The sequence below is a fragment of the Belliella alkalica genome (assembly GCF_022549785.1).
Taxonomy (GTDB): Bacteria; Bacteroidota; Bacteroidia; order Cytophagales; family Cyclobacteriaceae; genus Belliella; species Belliella alkalica.
Window position 1 is genome coordinate 1 of record NZ_JAKZGO010000001.1, and the last position, 17334, is coordinate 17334.

The following is a 17334-nucleotide window of genomic DNA, read 5'->3' on the forward strand; positions in this document are numbered from 1 at the left end:
AATACTGATCAAATCGGGACTCTTTCCGAAGTGACCTGAAACAACACTTACAAGACTTAGATATGTCTTGATACTTCTTGGAGAGTAATGCCGATAAGACATCTCTTCATACATCCTTTGACGCAAACTTTTTTTTCCATGATGATATAAATTAATGATTTAACATGGTGTAAATTTACGATAAATACCAAAAAATCAACCACTTGAAGATAATGTAAATACTACCGACGAAGGAGGTTTAGTTCAACGATTTCTCTACGCCATTATGGCGTATAGCATTCCAATTCGGAGTGATAGATGCCATGATGGCGTCTATATCCGAATTATCTCCAAACATAAACATTCAGATCTTAACATAAAATACCAACAACAGGGTATTTTTTAAGGTAAAAACAAAAAAAAAGCTCCATATAAGAGGCTTTCAAAAAGTTCACGGTGATTATAACAACTTTCTGCTCCTTCCTACTCTAATACAAGCCTCTTAAAGCGGGCAGGAACTAATTTTGAGCTGGTTTGTCTCACTTTTCTGGATGCCAGTGGTGGCCAAAGGCGGGAAGATCCTGTCCCGTTTATTGTGTGAAACATATCTTCTTATAAATAGACTACAGCTCTGTGAGAGGATTAGGGTGGGATTCCCCTTTGCCTCGACTGGTGGTAGTTTTTTCTTTAAAAAGGTAAATCATTATCTTCTTCTTTTTCTATAACCACAAGGGATACATATTCATCACTCCAATCAGATTTTCTGATGAATTTCAATCGATCATCACTTTCGAATATTTCTTTTGATATTGTCAATTTGTGATCCTTTCTGTTCTGGTTTTTAGTCCATTCATGAAAAGGTTCGGGTTCTCCAAATGGCAATCCCTCTTCATATGCATATCCTCTGGCTTTTAGTAGTTGTTTTACGTCCCCAAGACCTTCAAAATAAAAGTTATAGGTTACGTCTAATTTGACCTTTAATTCCTCTACTAAAGGATGATTAATCATGAGTATCTTATTTATCTCGTCTGTTTGGTCTTTATTTTCATCACTAAGAAAATTGACCAATTTATTAAGAGTATTAGCAGTTTTTTCAAGTCCTCTAATCAAACTTACTTCTTTAACTCTTGTCTGTTCTTCCAAAAACCGTTGAAACAAACCCGCCATCTGCTCTCGGAGATATTTGACTATGTCAGATGCAGTTTCAAAACCTTTAATTATGTTATTTGCCTTCAGCAATTTTATCTCCTCAATGAATTCATACACACGTTTGTCATCAACATATCTATATTTAGTTTCCCCTTCTTTATTTATTAAATATGTTTCATATTCAGAAAGAACATTAGAGTCTATAAAAGTGTAAACTTGTTTACCTTCACTAAGAGCAGCTTTTAATTCCATCTGGGTAATTGAAGACTTATTATTACTTTTCGATTCGCTTCCAAATCGTCCACCGATAATACAAACTAGAATATCAATATTCTTGATTTCCTTGTAGCAATACTCTTCTAGAGCCTCTTCTTTACCGTAAGGTATATCGCCTTCTTCATTTCTCACTGGGTCATAGCCCATTTGTTCAATGAAAAAATCTAAATCTGCTCTGACTTGTCTTAAGTCGTAAAATGTGGAGCTAATAAATATTCTAGGTTTCGCCATTTTATTTTTTATTCAAATTACCACAAACGGGGTACTCTCTGCAACTATTGCACTGTATAGCATATCTATTGCATAATGGGGGTATTTCTTATTTCCCAAACATAACCATTCCGATCTTAACATAAAATACCAACAACAGGGTATTTTTCAAGGTAAAAACAAAAAAAGCCCCTTTAAAGAGGCTTTTGAAAATACACGGTAATTACAAACAACTTCCTGTTCCTCTCTTTTATACTATAAACCATCAGAAGCGACTGTAATACTAAGAGCACCTTAAGGAGTGGGAGTGAAGCTCATACTTTCTTTCGTATCTGGATACAGTTCTCCTGTATGACGGAAAAGGATGTGAGAGTAGTTGGAATTTCCTATTACCTATTTGACTGTAATCAGTGTTTTTTTTCATTATTAAAATCCATTTCGTTTTCATCATTAATTTCTCCTTAATTAATTTCATGATTTCTCTGCATCTCCTTTTTAATTGCAAAAACTGCTGTTCTGCCATTCTCCAAGATCTTTCGAATAATTTGCTCTAGAACTTGTGATTGATTGTGATTCGTACCAATCCAGCCACCTTCAATTATTGATTTAAATGAAGTGTTGTCCATATATCTTCCGACATTATCAAAGGTGATAGCTCTTCCACCTCTACTACCTAATATGGAATTATCTGACTGTAATAATTTTAAATAGTCAATTGGAAGGTACAAGCCGGAGCTTAAGCCCACATTATCTGGATGAAATTCAATTCTTGGACAAATTTTAATATAAAAAGGAATATTGTTAATTCGGTAATCATGAATATCTTCGGTTCCTAACGTTTTACTTAAGATGTCCATGACTGAATCCATCCTTTTTATTTCTTCAGTAAACTGTTCATTAGGTAGTCGAAATACAAATTTTTCATTTTCCTTTTCCATCACCTTATATTGAACCATTACAAAGCACTTAAAATCTTCATTATAATAAATAAAATCAGTTCCCAAAAGCTCTTCTAGAGGTAATCTATTTGCTAATAGAACAGTTAGCTTAGTCTTGTCATTTTTAAATACCGATGATGAAAATTTCGAACTTTTCATCAGGTCAAACCCTGGTAAATTAGTTAAATCATTTATAATCATAGAGTCTTCTCTAATTTTAGGGTTATTAATACCATCTAAAAATGAGCTGGATTCAGTTTCAATGAAATCCCAACCTTGAAGCTCTTCTTTATTTATACCAGCAATGTTCATTGCAGTTAAAACAGCCTCTTTTTGTTCTGCTAAATTTCTTTTTGCTAACTTAGATAATTGTGCTATTCTGATTTTTCTTTCCTTTGAATATTTATTTAGTATGTATTTAGCATCTTCTGCTTTTTCTAAGAAAATACTTAGAAATTCCTCGAAACTTTTTGTGGCAATTAAGCCACCATTTTCAGTACGATTTAAAAGATAACTTTTAAATCTAGAAGGTGTAGATTCTGCAATTGATTGTGCTGAGATTTCATTCTCTAATTCGAATATATCATAAATATTCAACCTTCGAAGGTCAGTTCCTGCACGAACCCCTCTTTTCCCAAGTCCAATATGAGTAATATCACCTTCTACATTTATGATAAAGCAAACCAAAGGAACATTTCTTGAGTGTGAAAATTCTGACACAGGTTCTGCAAATCTCTCAGTGTTTCTACCATTAAAAGAATGCATTCTGTTTTTATCTAGTTTTACAATATATCCTGCAATTGTAGTCGTTAATTTAGGTTTATCACTTTAAAAAAAGAAGTTCTATCATTGTTTACATCTCTGATATCATTCAGATAAACCACACTTAGGACATAAATGTAGTAAAACGTATAAGTATTTCTCCAAACTTACCAAATCCCCCTCAAACATAAAATACCGACAACAGGATATTTTTCAAGAAAAGAAGCAGTCCCAAAAGAAGCTTTCAAAAAATTCACGGTAATAATAACAACTTTCTGCACCTTCCTCTTCTACTACAAACCGCCTGATGCGGGCAGGACGACGGAGATCCGGAATTTCCTCCCATGTGGGCGGCTAAGATATTTCTATCTTGACTTTTTTGTTACTTTTTTTGTTAAGACAAAAAGTAAAAGGCATCCTATACATACATTCTCTCTCAAACAGAAAAGCCCCATTTAAAAGGGGTTTAAAAAGTAATTGGTGATTATAAACAACTCTCCTGTCATTTCCTTTGATATCTTGTTTATTGGCGTCATTTAAATAAGTGATAACTTCTACCATTACCTATTTTTCTTCTTCTCACTAAGAAAAATTTCAGCTTCTGAAGGGCCATCAGGCCACTTGAAAGTGACAACCAGATCTTTTGGATTTACTTTTAAGACTTTACATATTTTGTATATATTATCCCGTGATGGTTGAGCATGATGCTTACACCATTTAGTCACTGTAGTATCAGACACTTTTATCAATTCTGCCAAATCCTTATTATCAAGACCATGATCCGCTAGTAAACTTGCAATCCTGTATATTTTTTTATCCACTTCTTACAAAATTAAACGATACGATATTCAAATATACAAATTGTAAAAAACTGAAAAACAAGTAATTATAAAATCATTGATTATAAAAATGTAATTAATAGTTAAATTAATTTGTCTAATAGTTAAATTTTATTATCTTTGAATTAATTATTAAAGTCAGAATTTGGATTCATTCCTAGGAATGAATTGCATACGAGCCTCGCCATAGAAATCTGGTAAATTTCATCCCCGCGAGTGTGAGTGATGCGCCAAACTCCTATATTTGTATTTATAGGGTTGGCGCTTACTTAATATCTCTGCGGGAGTTTGTGTCTTGCATACAAATAGGTTTACCAGAACCTCTATGGCATAGATGAAAGTGAGCTGCTAACCCTTTTTAGGTTAGATTTTACTTTTTTTTAAAAGGCTTGCACGAATATTACTTTCATGAAAGCGAGCAAAATATACAGCCACCTGATCATCATAACCTATTCCGACATTTTTGGAATGGTAGGGGTGTGCCTGTTAACTTTGCAATCAGAGTCAGGAAAAATCTATCAGTTTGATCAGACACAATCCCTCAAACCAAATAGAGACTTAGGCCTCTCAGCCTTCGACATCCTTTTTGAGCGCAAGCCAAAGAACCCTATCTAAACCTATTATTTCCATATCTTTTGGGCACATTTTTCCAAGGTCAATACACCATGGATATGCTCTCCACCTTTCCGATCCTATAGCTACTGCAGAAGCACCACCGGAAAGATCCCCATTTAATAGTCATCAGGAATTTTTCCTTGTTCCCGTACCAGCTGGAAAAAACTAAAGTTTTTCTAGCGTGATACAACTATGCCCTTTTTACAAGAAAGGATTCATAGACCAAGAACGAAGTGAAAAGTAAAGCCTCATTCATCCCCAAGATGATCAAAGGATACTTGTATGTCAAATCTAAAATTTAAAATTTTAGATCAAAGATTTAAAGTCACAACCCCGGCCAGTGTCTTCAATTTCTAACCCTAAAAACAAGTGATGCTAAACTGGTTGGCAGCGGTCCACATTGCTGCGCACTGCGCTGGGGTTTTTCTTGAGATGCGAGAGACGAGAAGAAAGACAATAATAAAGTGCTTTAGTAAAGAATACTAGTACGAGACATCTTCCCACAAGTCTGCGGGACAGGCCCCTTTGGTCGATGTGACTGCCCCTAAAACTGATAACCTATTCAACCAATAACCTAATCTTTCAATATTCCAATCTTCAAATCTCAGTTCCCTATGAAATACACCAGACCCCCAATCTAAAATCTGAGATTTTAAATCTTAAATCTACAATCCCCAGGGCCTCCCCGTCCAACTTTCTTCATAAGGTTAAGCGATGAATATAAACCCAAGTAGTACGGAGACACAGAAGGTGACGATGCTACTGGACGGCGGAGTGGGGGAGTGCTCTCCATAGCTCCCCAGGCTGGCTCTGATTCCACTCTCTAAACTGCCGGCCTCCTTTTCTTAAGGAAATTAGAAAGTTCGCTAAAAGATTTAAAACTGATAAGACAAATCAACCAATTACTCCAATACACCAATCCACTGATAACTCAATCTACTAATAACAAATAACCCAAAGTAACTATGAAGACAGATATTTCAACAGATCATGATTCTGACCCAAGACCTTTTATCAATATTATGATCATAAAGGGATTTGATCAAACGACTAAACTAACTGACAACTAATTGATTAAAAAGATGAAGAAACAAATAACATTACTGATTATAATGCTGCTGTCTTTTTATGCTTTCGGGCAGGAGAAACTTGAGCCTCTCGATATTGGGGATCAGATTCCCAACCTGAAGTTTGAAAATGTATTGAACCATCCTTCAGGTGAAATATTGCTTTCTGATTACAGGGGCAAGCTTTTGATCCTGGACTTTTGGGCGACTTGGTGTGCTCCATGTGTGGCAAGTTTTCCGAAGTTGGATAGCTTGGACAAGGCATTTGGGGAAGACTTGGTGATTCTACCTGTGACGTATCAAAGTAAAGAGGATGTTGAAAAGGTGTTTTCAAGGATTCCCAAGCTCAAGAATATCAAAAAGCCCATGATTTATGGAGATGAAGTGTTGCGACACATTTTTCCACACAAGACATTGCCACACTATGTCTGGTTAGATGCAAAAGGAAATTATCTCACTTCGACCAACGGCGAAATGGTTACCGCTGAGAGAATCGGTCTTTACCTACAAAATATGGAAGTTCCATTACCCAATAAAGTGGCTTATCAAGAATATGATGATGCTAGATCTTTATTTTTTGAAAATGAACAGATTAATGGCAAAGCGCCAATGCTTTTTTCTGTCTGGGCTCCCAGGATTGTTGGCATCAGGTCTGGATATAAGATTGTTGAAGAAGGTCACCATTATAGAATATCTGTGACCAATCTAACCTTGGCTTCTATTTTTAAATTGGCATATAGGGATCTGGGAGGTTATATAGCCCATTCAAGGGTGGAAGTGATTTCCAAAAATGCCCATAATGTATCACCAAAATATTCTGAATTGTCAGCCAAAGACTGGGTGGATAAAGGAAATACCTACTGTTATGAATTGGCTGTTCCTGTTGCACAAAAAGAAGATGCATTCGCCTTTATGAGAGACGATATATCAAGGGCATTCCCTGAATTTGAAGCCAGACTACTTGAAAAAGAGAGGGAAGTTTGGGTACTCAAGAGGGTAGAGGGACAAGCTATTCCCAAAGAATCTTCCGGTGACTATATCTTCGAGCAAAGCCATGGTGGGTTTGCTTTGGAAAATAGCTATCTGTATGCCTTTACGCATGCTTTGGAGGCCAAATGGCTTCAGCATTTGGAAATGCCATTGATTGATGAAACAGGCATTGATTATCCAATTACAATGACTTTGGAAACTTCTGCATCTGATCCTGACCAAATCAACCAAGCACTTAAAGCTTATGGTTTGGCCTTGGTCAGGGAAAAAAGAAATTTAGAGGTTTTGACCATTATGGATAAACCAAAGAACCCTTAACCCCAAAATCTATTTATGATGAAAAATTTACGAATAATATTATGTTTGCTTTGTTGGGGTATTGTATTTACTATTCAAGCCCAAACAAACATTGGCAGTAAGCTAATTGGTATTGTTGTTGACTCAGAGTCCAAAGAGACTTTACCTGGCGTATTGATTGCTGTGCTGGATACGGAAATAAGAACACTAAGCAATGCTGAAGGTAAATTCGAATTGACACTTCCTGATGGAAATTATGAGTTGGAAGCCAACTTTATGGGGTATGAGGTAAGGTATTTGGAATTTTCTGTTCCGATGTCAGGCGTTCTTGAATTTGAATTAAAAACAAAGGAAATGCAACTTGATGGAGTGGAGGTTTATGCCACGGGATATCAAGAAATTTCAAAAGAAAGGGCAACAGGCTCATTTGTCTCTTTAGACCAAGAGATGGTTGACCGTCCAGTGGCTCCAGATATCCTTTCCAGACTGGCAGATGTGACACCGGGTTTGATTTTTAACCGTGTGGGTCCCGATGCCGAACAGATCAGTATTAGGGGAAGAAGTACACTTTTTGCCAATACCTCACCATTGATAATTATTGATAATTTCCCATACGATGGGCCTATCGAATTGCTAAACCCAAATGATGTTGAATCCATTACTGTTTTGAGGGATGCTGCCGCAGCATCTATATGGGGAGCGAGAGCAGGTAATGGAGTCATTGTTATAACCACCAAAAAGGGCAAGACCCAACCGAGTCCAAGTGTAACTTTCAGGGCAAACCATACTTTTTCAGAAAAACCTGATTTATTCTATCAGCCCACCATGGCAGCTTCCGATTACATAGCTATTGAAAGACAGTTGTTTGAAAATGGATTTTATATTGGCAGGGAGAATTCATTTGACAATAGGCCTTTGTCACCGGTGGTAGAGACATTGGTTCAGGAAAGGGACGGGGTGATTACATCTGGTGAAGCCAACCAAAGAATCCAAAGTTTGGAAGGAAATGATGTCAGGGAAGATATGGCCAACTATCTGTACAGAGGTAGAATGGATGCTCAATATTACCTACAGGTTTCAGGTGGAAATGAGCTTCAAAGGTATTTGGTTTCAGCAGGATGGGATCAGAATAGCGAAGAATTGGTGGGAAGGGATCGGAATAGATTTTCATTATCGGCAAAACAGGATTGGAGTTTGGCAAAAAACCGATGGAAAACCTCTTTGGGGTTGTATTATGTTCAGACAAGCCAAAATAGGCAAGACTTGAACCTTCAAAGCTTACGGATGGAAGCTGGTACACCAATACTTCCTTATACCAGACTGGTAGATGAACAAGGTAACCCGATTGCCATTACCAAGGACTACCGCCAATCTTTTGTTCGGCAGAGTGGGGAATTGGGCTTGTTGGATTGGTCTTATATTCCCTTATTGGACAGGACTCTTCAGGAAAATAATTCTGTGAATAGGGATATTAGGCTGAACTTCAATTCGGGCTATGAATTCTTTACAGGATTTAATGCTGAAATCCAATATCAATATTGGACAGCATTTGGAAAAAGCAATACCCATTATAGCCCAGATAGTTACTTTGCCAGAGATTTGGTCAATAGGTTTTCTGAATTGCAGCCCGATGGTTCGATCTTAAGGAACATCCCATTTGGTGGTGTTTTCAATGGGGGATTGCAAACATCCCATTCGCACCAATTCAGAACACAGGTACGGTATGACCGTTCATTGGGAAAGTCCCATGTTAGCGCCCTTGCAGGAACAGAGGTAAAGTCTTTGGGTTCCATTTCAAATGGATTCACTTACTACGGCTACAGTGATAGGATTGGTGTTTCCCAGCCAGTGGACCATTTGACGCAATTTCCAATGTATCATTTTCCCTTTCAATTACAGTCAATTCCCACAGGTGATTTTATTCAGGGTTTGACAGATAGGTTTTTTAGTTATTTCGGGAATTTTGCCTACTCTTATGACAATAGGTTTACCATCACTGGGAGTGCGAGAAAAGACCAATCAAACATCTTTGGTGTTGAGTCAAACCTAAGGGGAGTTCCTTTGTATTCCGCCGGGGTTTCCTATAACATTTCGGAAGAACCCTTTTATCCATTCAAGGATGCCCTTCCCTTTCTAAGGCTTAGATATACCTTTGGATACAATGGGAATATAGAAAAAAGCCTTTCTGCATTTACAACGGCACGTAGGCTGGGGGTCAGCAATATTTCAAACCTTCTTTATGGTGTGATTACCAATCCTCCAAACCCAGAACTTAGGTGGGAGAGGATCAGAATCAACAATTTCTCACTTGACTTCAATACAAAAAATGATTTTTTATCCGGTTCAATTGAGTTCTTTCAAAAAACAGGTCTTGACCTGATTGGCGAAACTCCATTCCCCGGTTCTTCGGGTATCATCAGGTTTCGGGGGAATACAGCTGATACAGATACAAAAGGTTTTGATTTGAACCTCAATTTCAAGATAATGGATCGGAAACTGAAATGGAATTTAGTAGCATTCCATTCCCATGTATCCGAAAAAGTTGGAGAATATGAGATTCAGGGGAATTTGGTATCAATCCTTAGACATGGTGCGGGATTTGGACAGGAATTGCCCATACCTGTTACGGGAAGGCCAATGTATGCCATCTATAGCTTCCCATGGGCAGGGTTGGATCCTGGGAATGGTGATCCGATGGTATTTGTAGATGGTGAACCAAGCAAAGAGTACGCTGCCATTATCAACCAAAGTCAGATTGAGGATTTGACTTTCCATGGTTCGGCCAGGCCTACTCATTTTGGCTCGTTCAGGAATGAATTCAATTTTAATAATTGGAGCCTTTCTGCAAATATCACTTATAGACTTGGGTATTATTACAGAAGGGAGTCTGTTTACTATAATTCTATTTTGAACGCATCTGGAGGTCATCCCGACTATACAATGAGATGGCAAACTGAAGGGGATGAGTTGTTTACTGATGTACCTTCAATGCCTATGGTGGCCAATATTAACAGGGATTATGCATACAATTTTTCCTCAGCCCTGGTAGAGAGGGGGGATCATGTAAGGTTGCAGGATTTACGATTGGCATACTCCATACCACAATTCAATAAACTTGCTTTCAAAAGAGCACAAGTTTATGCTTATATCAACAATATTGGACTTTTATGGAAGGCATCAAATGATCCATTGGACCCTGACTTCAGAACCATAAGTCCTCCGAGGTCAGTTGCCCTAGGTTTGGTCATAGACCTCTAAGAGCCATTATAAAGAGAGAATCATTAAACAAAAGGAAAATCAAATGGATAAAATTAAAAATACAATTAACTACTTGTTGATATTTGGATGGTTGGCAATGGGATGCTCAGGTTTTTTGGATGAAAAGCCTGATCTCAATATGGTAGTTCCCGAATCTATTGAGGATTTAAGGGCACTTTTGGACAATGATGTAAATGTTATGTCCCAAGACCCTGCGTATCATGAGGTGACAGCAGACAATTTTATTGTTTTGGAACAGGTTGTCAATAACCTTCCTATCGCTGTAAGGAATGCCTATCTTTGGGAAAATGATATTTTTGAAGGGGCTTCAAATCCGGATTGGAGAAGGCCATATGAACAGATATTCTATTCAAACGTAGTTTTGGATCAACTTGAATTGATTTCAGTACAACAGTTTCAGTCCGAAGAATTCAATGACCTTAAGGGATCTGCACTTTTTTATAGGGCTTACAACCATTTTAACCTGATGAGGGTTTTTTGCCAACCATACAGAGCAGGTGTAAATGACCAAGGCTTGGGAATTCCAATAAGGAATTCATCCAATGTAAACCTTATTTCTTCAAGGGCACGATTGATCGAAAATTTGGAAGCAATAATTTCAGACCTTGAAACTTCATTGGAATTGCTTCCTGATTTTGCTATTGTCAAGACCAGACCTTCAAAAAACGCATCCTATGCCTTGCTTTCACGAGTCTATCTTTATGTGGGATTATATCAGGAAGCATTGGACAATGCAGAAATGGCTTTGGGCTTGAACAGAACACTTTTGGATTACAACCAAATTAACCCAGCATTGACAAGACCTTTTGTCAGGCTTAATGAAGAAGTTGTCTTCAATGCCTATATGTTGACTTTAGCAAGTCTGGTGACAGCAAATGCCTTAATCAATCCAGAACTTTATGACTCCTTTGAAACAAATGACTTGCGTAAAAGACTTTATTTCAACAATCCTAACCCTAACCATGGTCTGGTTAATTTCAGAGGATCTTATATGGGGGATGCAAGGCTATTTACAGGGTTGGCAAATGATGAGTTGTATCTGATTGCCGCAGAATGCCATGCGAGGCTCGGGGATTTGGATAAGGCCAAGGGATTGATGAATGAATTTTTGGGTAATCGATACCTTACAGGTACTTTCCAGTCTATTTCAGAATCAAACCAAACCGAATTGGTTAGGGTGATATTAATGGAAAGAAGAAAAAGTCTCATGCATCGAGGGATTAGATGGTCAGATTTGAAACGTTTATCGTTTGAGCCCGAATTTGCAGAGACACTTACAAGAACCCATAATGGAAAAGTTCTGACGTTATCACCGGGGGATTTAAGGTTTGCATTTGAAATACCATTGGACGAGATTGAAGTTTATGGATTGGAACAAAATCCAAGATGAAAAAAGGTCTGGCATTAAGCCAGACCTTTATCGCTCTAAAGATTAAAGGGGAGTGTAAATTCCCTCTATTTCTGAATCAGGAACACGCATTCCATTCGGGAACTCTTCATAGGTACAAACAACCTCTGGCTCCTCGTCACAAAGGTAGTGTGTACCAAGTTGTAAACCTGTGATATTAACAGGCTCAAGCTCGTTAGGGTCATTTGCCCATTTAGAGTTCTGGGATTCCAAAGTTGGCTGTGTAAAAGCAAATGCAAATACAGCAGCTACTATGAAGGCAAACAAGGGTAATCGTTTTACTAAATTATTCATGATGCTCTCCTTTTTTTGACAATCAAAAAAGACAGTAAAAACGTTTGTGGTTAAAATGCCTACTCTGATTAGGGTTTTCGGCTTTCCCCTTTTTGCTGCCAGGGTTTGGTGCTGATCCTATCCAGTACATCATCCCCGTAGGATCGGGCAGCGTTTTTAAGTTTTTTTTATTTTTACTTTTGTTTTTTTTAGTTTCTTTATTTGGTGTTTTCTTCCTTCAATTGGAGGCAAAGCTGATAGGTCTGCTCTTTTTTAAATTCTTGAATTATGGTTTTTATTGTTTTGGTGACATCGCTGTTCTTGTCATCATTAAAATTCCGATCATTGCCAAAATCAATAAACTTAGGTTCAGAATGAAATGTGCTTTCCAGCCAAGTTGCTCAATGATGCCGGCGCATCCACAGGGAACCCTTTCAAATGAACCTACCCAAACCAAACCCACATACGTTGAAAATGCACTCAACAAGGCAATCGATCCGACTAAGCCAATAACTCTGGTTCTTGTGTTGATTAAGAGGATAGCCAAGACCACTTCAATGATTGGAATAAGGATACTTACATATTCGCCAATGTCATTTGGGAATGGTTGGTTTAGGATCGCTCCCCGGAAACTGTTGAAGTCTGTCAATTTGCCAATGCCTGTATAAACCCAAACCAAAACAAGGACTGATATTATAGTCAGTAGCATTAATGTCTTTGGTTTAATGTGGGTTAAATAGTTCATTTTTAATAAGATAATTGGTTTTGTTTTTGAGATATTTAATTGAATTTAGAACCTTGGCTGCTCGGATGAAAATATTTTGGAAGGAAATTTTTTTCAATTTCAAAATAGACTTAGCTAGAAGCTTATTTCGGAAATGATAGAAATAGAGTTGATTTCTACATATTTTTTTATAAGAAGGAATAAAATTTTGTTTGTTCTTTTTTTCCTGACTTTGAAATGCTTTGGATGTTTTTTATACGTTTTCTCCAGAAACCTAAAAGTGGGACTTAATTATTGGGATGTCGTGGGGAATAGAGCTGCCAATCTGGAAGATTGCCATTGAAGCCAATGGGTATTGGAGGGATTGGTTTTCCTACCTTTTTGATAATCGAAAAATTTCAGGTGTTACATCAGAAAATAAACAATGGAAATCTTGCTCTTGGTGTTTTCTTAATGTCTTCTACCTAGAATGGATTGTTTATAGATGCAGTGATAAAATACCGATTTTCTTGGTCATAGGTAATTCTTCGGATCCAAAGAAATACCGGCCTTTGAAAATATTGAGTATAGATGGGCTGTTTTTTTTGGGCCAACATTCCTGAACCCAAGAAGTTCCTTGGGGTTTGTGAAGGAGAGTAATTTAACCAAGTCACCAAGCGTAATCTTAGACCCATTGTTGGGAATGCCCAAGACGAGCCGTTTTCCATCATATCCCAAACTGGATATTGTATTTAAAATCATATATGAGTATCTGTCAATCAAGCGATCTCCAAGAAAGTGAATACATGGTGAATTCCAGTATCGTGATAAATGTTGTTGTGGTGTAGCCGTTTTCCAGTTAACCCTGTCACAAATAAACAATTTCATGGATTGTTGTTTCAGTTCTGCAAGCGAGTGCCTTTGATTCAATTTGGTACCAATAACCGGTATAATGGATATCAGGCATAGCGGCTCTTGCTTGGTCTGTTTACTTTCCCATGTCAAACACTTGCTAAATGAATATTCAAAAACGCCATTGTAGTATCTTTCGAATTGAAGGTATTTATCTCGTGTATTACTGAGTACGATTTTGTATTTTTTATCATCCAACAGGGTCATTGGTAAAGGTTTTGTTGCTGGCTTTTGCATGGCGTGATCGTGTTTTTTTGAGTTGGAATTTTTGGTTTGACTGGAATTTTCTATTTGTTATTTTTGGTTTCCTTTTTTTGTTTTTTAGGTAAAGCACGGCTGATTTTGGTTCTAGACCAGATTTCGGTGGCATTGCTTTGTCCTATTATATAGATTTTATGGTTGTTGAGAAATTGGAGTGCTTCCTGAAAACATTCTCCTGATACTGCCTTCAATGAATCAGTGCCACTTTCGCAAATAATGAAAAGAGCTTGGTATAGTTTTAAATCGTAGATTGATTTAATCTTTTCTAGTCTTCGACTAGCAGCTACCAACCTCCTGAGTGAACATGCAACCTCAAAGCCCATTTCCTTTTCTTTTAGCCGAAGAAAATCGACAAAAGAATCTTTCCAGTAATGTGAGAACTCGGTGACTGGATTGATTAGGAATTCATAATCCACATGGAATTTTGGGTATTCCCTGCTTATTTCGAAAAGGTCATTGAGTGAAATTGATTTTAAAACTTCTTGTCCCTCTTTTGCTGTAAAGGATACAGATTCATCGGAAAAAGAATAGTCTTGATGATCTATGGAATAGGTAAACTGATCATTCTCAAATGAATCGAAGTTGAATTTACAGGCCTCGTATCTCAAAAGAAGCATAGGGTGATAATTGGGAGTTTTCATAGGGTATAATTTTTTGGATCAAGGGTAATGCCGGCTTCGGAGAAAACTGAATAGAATTCCTTTATGGATTTTTTACCGATTGAGGTGATATCCTCCAAACTTTCGGCTTTGGTGAACAATAAAAACTTTACCAATTGGGATAAGGTCAAGTCAAAATTTGAACGGGGGATACCCAAGAAAAGTAGTCCATAATCATATCTGAATTTGTCAACAATCCAAAAGAACCTCAACACATACCCATGTTTGCCTTTGTCTTCCAGAAAGTATTTGCATGAAGTATTCCAATACGCTAAAAGGCCAGGAGGTGATTCCAATTCGTGCCAAATGAATTTACCATGTAGGGACATTTCAATGGAAGCATCTCTGAGTTCCTCTAAAGGATGGTTTTTTTGAAGTTTGACGTCAGGATGGGGAATCAATGAAATCCTACATTCATAGTCTTGCAATAAGGATTCATCTAAAAAGAAAGATTTTTTGTATTCATAGGTATAGAAAAAGTATCCGTTCTGATATTTTTCCATACTGAAATGAGTGTTTCCGGTGTGACTTTCAAGGATTTGATACCAACTATCATCCATAAAAACCTTTTCAGAAAGTCCTGTATTCAAGTTTTTCATTTTTTAGTGGGATTTGCTTCCAGGACTAAAATAGAAAAGCAGATTTTTAGATGAAAATTATCGGATCGGGTTTTACTGTCATTTACCTAATAAGCTTTCCACGGAGTTTATTTGGTAAATTATGATAATTAGTTGGTTTTAAATTTGGAAAATATATCAAACAGGATAAATTTAAAACCTTATGGAGAAAAATTTGGATTGCTTTTGGGTTGGAGGCAAGTCCTTTATAGAGGAAGAAACATGGGGAAAGTTATATGGACAAAATCGCTTAAAAAAGAGTTTGATCATTTGATTGATCTTAAAGAGAAGGACTATGAACTTCTCCTTCCTTATATCAGGATCTGTAATTATAAAAAGGGAACAATCATTAGGGATGTGGGAGAACAGGAACTGTTTGCAAGGTATGTAAGCAAAGGCTGGGTTGCACAACAGTGGCCTGCCAATTCAGGTAGGGATTTCAGGATAAGGGTTTTTGGACCAGGTAAAATAGCTTCCGATATGGATGCCTACTTCAATGGGGAAAAATCCGGCTTTTACATCAAGGCAATCACCTATGTTTGTGTATTTGAGCTCAAAAAGGATATAGAAGATAAGTTGTTGAAAGACCTTCCTGTATTTAAAGAATTGGCAAGTAAATTGACCAGGATTTCTTTTGAGGATACAGTGGCATGGAACAAGCTCGCAGAACTTCCCTTGGATGAAAGTCTTAAAAAACTAAAGTCACAATATGCCAATGAGATGATGCACCTTTCCAACAAAGATTTGGCATATATTTTTAAAACTAGCCAAGCAAATATTGCCAAAAGGAAAAAAGAGGTGTTTTGATTTTTTCAAATAAGCAGTATAGGTGTTTTATGTAGTTGTTCTATTTTCTAATGTGAAATGCTAACAAGAGCGGTCTGTTATGATTTTTTTTCACCCTTTCCATTTTCTAAGATAGAGGAGAAGGGTATATTATTTTACGTAATCATTGGGGAATTCCTATACTCTATGCAAGATTGATTTTGGAATGCATCCAGTTAGTTTTAAGTGTTTTGTTTTGACAATTTTTAAATTGTTAGTCACAAATATTGTGAAAATTTGTGACAGGATTTGATGATCAGTTTTGATTTTTGAGGATTCGAATGATTAAAAAATCAATTTAAGAAAGCATTCCATTAAAGTACAAGTTTAGCCTTTTGCCTGCTGTAGCGCCCAAGAGCTTCCGGCATAAACACTTGCCTTACCGCCATCCCTTCATTTATTCCTTTGCCCCTTGGTCTTGATTGGCAAAAAGGCTGATGCCGCACCATAATCAAATTCAAAACTTTAATGAACATGTTATGGAAACGGTAATCAGAAAATTTCAAGACAATCAGGTGGCAGAAATCAAACTATCATACAGCCACAAGGTAAAACCTTCATTAATGCCTAAAATCAACAGTTCACAGGATGCAAGCAGGTTGCTTCGTGAAAACTGGGATGAGGATAACCTTGGGTTTATAGAAGAATTCAAGTTAATGCTGGTAAGCAGGTGTAACAAGGTGATCGGGATCTGCAACATTGCAAAAGGCGGAACAAGCTGTGTAACCGTAGATGTCAAACTGTTGATGGCAGCAGTGATCAAAGGAAACTGTGCCGGAGTGATATTAGCACATAACCACCCGAGTGGAAACCTGAAAAGTTCAGAGCAGGATAGGAGGTTGACAGGAAAGATCAAGGAGGCCTGCAAACTCTTTGACATAACTGTCTTAGACCATATAATCCTGACAGCAGAAAGCTACTATTCATTTGCAGACGAGGGGTTGATATGACCTCTCTTTTTGGTCGTTACTTAAATGAAGGATTACTTTTTAATGAAAAAAATTAGTTTTAATTAACACAATCAATTTGAAGCAAACTCGTTCATATCTATTAAAAAAGTGGGATCAGATTCTTCGAAACTCCAGTTGATTTCTTTGAAAAAAATATATTTTGAAAAAATTTTAAACTTTTTTTAAGGTCTTTTTCCAAATAAAAATTTTACACTTTTTTCACGGAAAAATGAAATAATTTCTTATTTATTTAAAATACAATTTAATGTATTCAAAAGTTAAATTACTTTAGTTGCTAAAATTCAGATAGTTACGGAATTTTTTT

Annotated in this window: 14 protein-coding genes; 6 read left to right on the forward strand and 8 right to left on the reverse strand. The window is 37.0% G+C overall.

Annotation, left to right across the window (positions count from 1 at the left end; genetic code table 11):
• Positions 1-666: 666 nt before the first annotated feature.
• The 3 genes from MM213_RS00005 to MM213_RS00015 all read right to left on the reverse strand — a co-directional run bounded on the left by MM213_RS00005 (position 667) and on the right by MM213_RS00015 (position 4135).
• Positions 667-1635, reverse strand: a complete 969-nt coding sequence (locus tag MM213_RS00005) for a DUF4062 domain-containing protein (RefSeq protein WP_241298214.1) — start codon at positions 1633-1635, stop codon at positions 667-669.
• A 440-nt stretch (positions 1636-2075) separates the two neighbouring features.
• Positions 2076-3317: a hypothetical protein gene (locus tag MM213_RS00010; RefSeq protein WP_241298216.1), complete on the reverse strand. Its 1242-nt coding sequence runs from the start codon at positions 3315-3317 to the stop codon at positions 2076-2078.
• A 557-nt stretch (positions 3318-3874) separates the two neighbouring features.
• Positions 3875-4135: a helix-turn-helix transcriptional regulator gene (locus MM213_RS00015; protein ID WP_241298218.1), complete on the reverse strand. Its 261-nt coding sequence runs from the start codon at positions 4133-4135 to the stop codon at positions 3875-3877.
• Positions 4136-4561: 426 nt separating this feature from the next.
• Between MM213_RS00015 and MM213_RS00020 the strand changes: the two genes are divergently transcribed.
• From MM213_RS00020 to MM213_RS00035, 4 genes are all read left to right on the forward strand, one after another.
• Positions 4562-4768, forward strand: coding sequence for a hypothetical protein (locus MM213_RS00020; protein WP_241298220.1), 207 nt, complete (start codon positions 4562-4564; stop codon positions 4766-4768).
• Positions 4769-5850: 1082 nt separating this feature from the next.
• Positions 5851-7143, forward strand: a complete 1293-nt coding sequence (locus MM213_RS00025) for a TlpA family protein disulfide reductase (protein WP_241298222.1) — start codon at positions 5851-5853, stop codon at positions 7141-7143.
• Positions 7144-7158: 15 nt separating this feature from the next.
• Positions 7159-10380 carry a SusC/RagA family TonB-linked outer membrane protein gene (locus MM213_RS00030; protein WP_241298224.1) on the forward strand — a complete coding sequence of 1074 codons (3222 nt, stop codon included), beginning with the start codon at positions 7159-7161 and terminating at the stop codon, positions 10378-10380.
• Positions 10381-10423: 43 nt separating this feature from the next.
• Entirely contained in the window at positions 10424-11791 is a 1368-nt protein-coding gene (locus tag MM213_RS00035; RefSeq protein WP_241298226.1) for a RagB/SusD family nutrient uptake outer membrane protein, read from the forward strand.
• A gap of 42 nt (positions 11792-11833) precedes the next feature.
• Here MM213_RS00035 and MM213_RS00040 read toward each other — a convergent pair whose 3' ends face one another.
• The 5 genes from MM213_RS00040 to MM213_RS00060 all read right to left on the reverse strand — a co-directional run bounded on the left by MM213_RS00040 (position 11834) and on the right by MM213_RS00060 (position 15216).
• Positions 11834-12103 carry a DUF6520 family protein gene (locus tag MM213_RS00040; RefSeq protein WP_241298228.1) on the reverse strand — a complete coding sequence of 90 codons (270 nt, stop codon included), beginning with the start codon at positions 12101-12103 and terminating at the stop codon, positions 11834-11836.
• Positions 12104-12377: 274 nt separating this feature from the next.
• The gene (locus MM213_RS00045; RefSeq protein ID WP_241298230.1) at positions 12378-12791 is read right to left on the reverse strand and encodes a MauE/DoxX family redox-associated membrane protein; all 414 of its coding nucleotides are present in this window, start codon (positions 12789-12791) and stop codon (positions 12378-12380) included.
• A gap of 528 nt (positions 12792-13319) precedes the next feature.
• Positions 13320-13934: a hypothetical protein gene (locus MM213_RS00050; protein ID WP_241298232.1), complete on the reverse strand. Its 615-nt coding sequence runs from the start codon at positions 13932-13934 to the stop codon at positions 13320-13322.
• Between the two features lie 50 nt (positions 13935-13984).
• Positions 13985-14599 carry a hypothetical protein gene (locus MM213_RS00055; RefSeq protein ID WP_241298234.1) on the reverse strand — a complete coding sequence of 205 codons (615 nt, stop codon included), beginning with the start codon at positions 14597-14599 and terminating at the stop codon, positions 13985-13987.
• Complete coding sequence (locus tag MM213_RS00060; RefSeq protein ID WP_241298236.1) at positions 14596-15216, reverse strand: hypothetical protein; 621 nt, start codon at positions 15214-15216, stop codon at positions 14596-14598. Before MM213_RS00060 ends, MM213_RS00055 begins: the two co-directional genes overlap by 4 nt.
• 144 nt (positions 15217-15360) lie before the next feature.
• On the opposite strand from MM213_RS00060, the gene MM213_RS00065 reads away from it, so the two are divergent.
• Together MM213_RS00065 and MM213_RS00070 are read left to right on the forward strand one after the other, a co-directional pair.
• On the forward strand, positions 15361-16041 hold the full coding sequence (locus MM213_RS00065) for a Crp/Fnr family transcriptional regulator (RefSeq protein ID WP_241298238.1): 681 nt from the start codon (positions 15361-15363) through the stop codon (positions 16039-16041).
• Between the two features lie 497 nt (positions 16042-16538).
• Positions 16539-17009: a JAB domain-containing protein gene (locus MM213_RS00070; protein WP_241298240.1), complete on the forward strand. Its 471-nt coding sequence runs from the start codon at positions 16539-16541 to the stop codon at positions 17007-17009.
• Positions 17010-17334: the final 325 nt, after the last annotated feature.

Excerpts from the sequence above, each read along its gene's own strand:
- MM213_RS00005 (WP_241298214.1), bottom strand. The coding sequence starts at position 1,635 with ATGGCGAAACCTAGAATATTTATTAGCTCCACATTTTACGACTTAAGA.
- MM213_RS00010 (WP_241298216.1), bottom strand. The coding sequence starts at position 3,317 with ATGCATTCTTTTAATGGTAGAAACACTGAGAGATTTGCAGAACCTGTG.
- MM213_RS00020 (WP_241298220.1), top strand. The coding sequence starts at position 4,562 with ATGAAAGCGAGCAAAATATACAGCCACCTGATCATCATAACCTATTCC.
- MM213_RS00025 (WP_241298222.1), top strand. The coding sequence starts at position 5,851 with ATGAAGAAACAAATAACATTACTGATTATAATGCTGCTGTCTTTTTAT.
- MM213_RS00030 (WP_241298224.1), top strand. The coding sequence starts at position 7,159 with ATGATGAAAAATTTACGAATAATATTATGTTTGCTTTGTTGGGGTATT.
- MM213_RS00035 (WP_241298226.1), top strand. The coding sequence starts at position 10,424 with ATGGATAAAATTAAAAATACAATTAACTACTTGTTGATATTTGGATGG.
- MM213_RS00040 (WP_241298228.1), bottom strand. The coding sequence starts at position 12,103 with ATGAATAATTTAGTAAAACGATTACCCTTGTTTGCCTTCATAGTAGCT.
- MM213_RS00045 (WP_241298230.1), bottom strand. The coding sequence starts at position 12,791 with ATGCTACTGACTATAATATCAGTCCTTGTTTTGGTTTGGGTTTATACA.
- MM213_RS00050 (WP_241298232.1), bottom strand. The coding sequence starts at position 13,934 with ATGCAAAAGCCAGCAACAAAACCTTTACCAATGACCCTGTTGGATGAT.
- MM213_RS00055 (WP_241298234.1), bottom strand. The coding sequence starts at position 14,599 with ATGAAAACTCCCAATTATCACCCTATGCTTCTTTTGAGATACGAGGCC.
- MM213_RS00060 (WP_241298236.1), bottom strand. The coding sequence starts at position 15,216 with ATGAAAAACTTGAATACAGGACTTTCTGAAAAGGTTTTTATGGATGAT.
- MM213_RS00070 (WP_241298240.1), top strand. The coding sequence starts at position 16,539 with ATGGAAACGGTAATCAGAAAATTTCAAGACAATCAGGTGGCAGAAATC.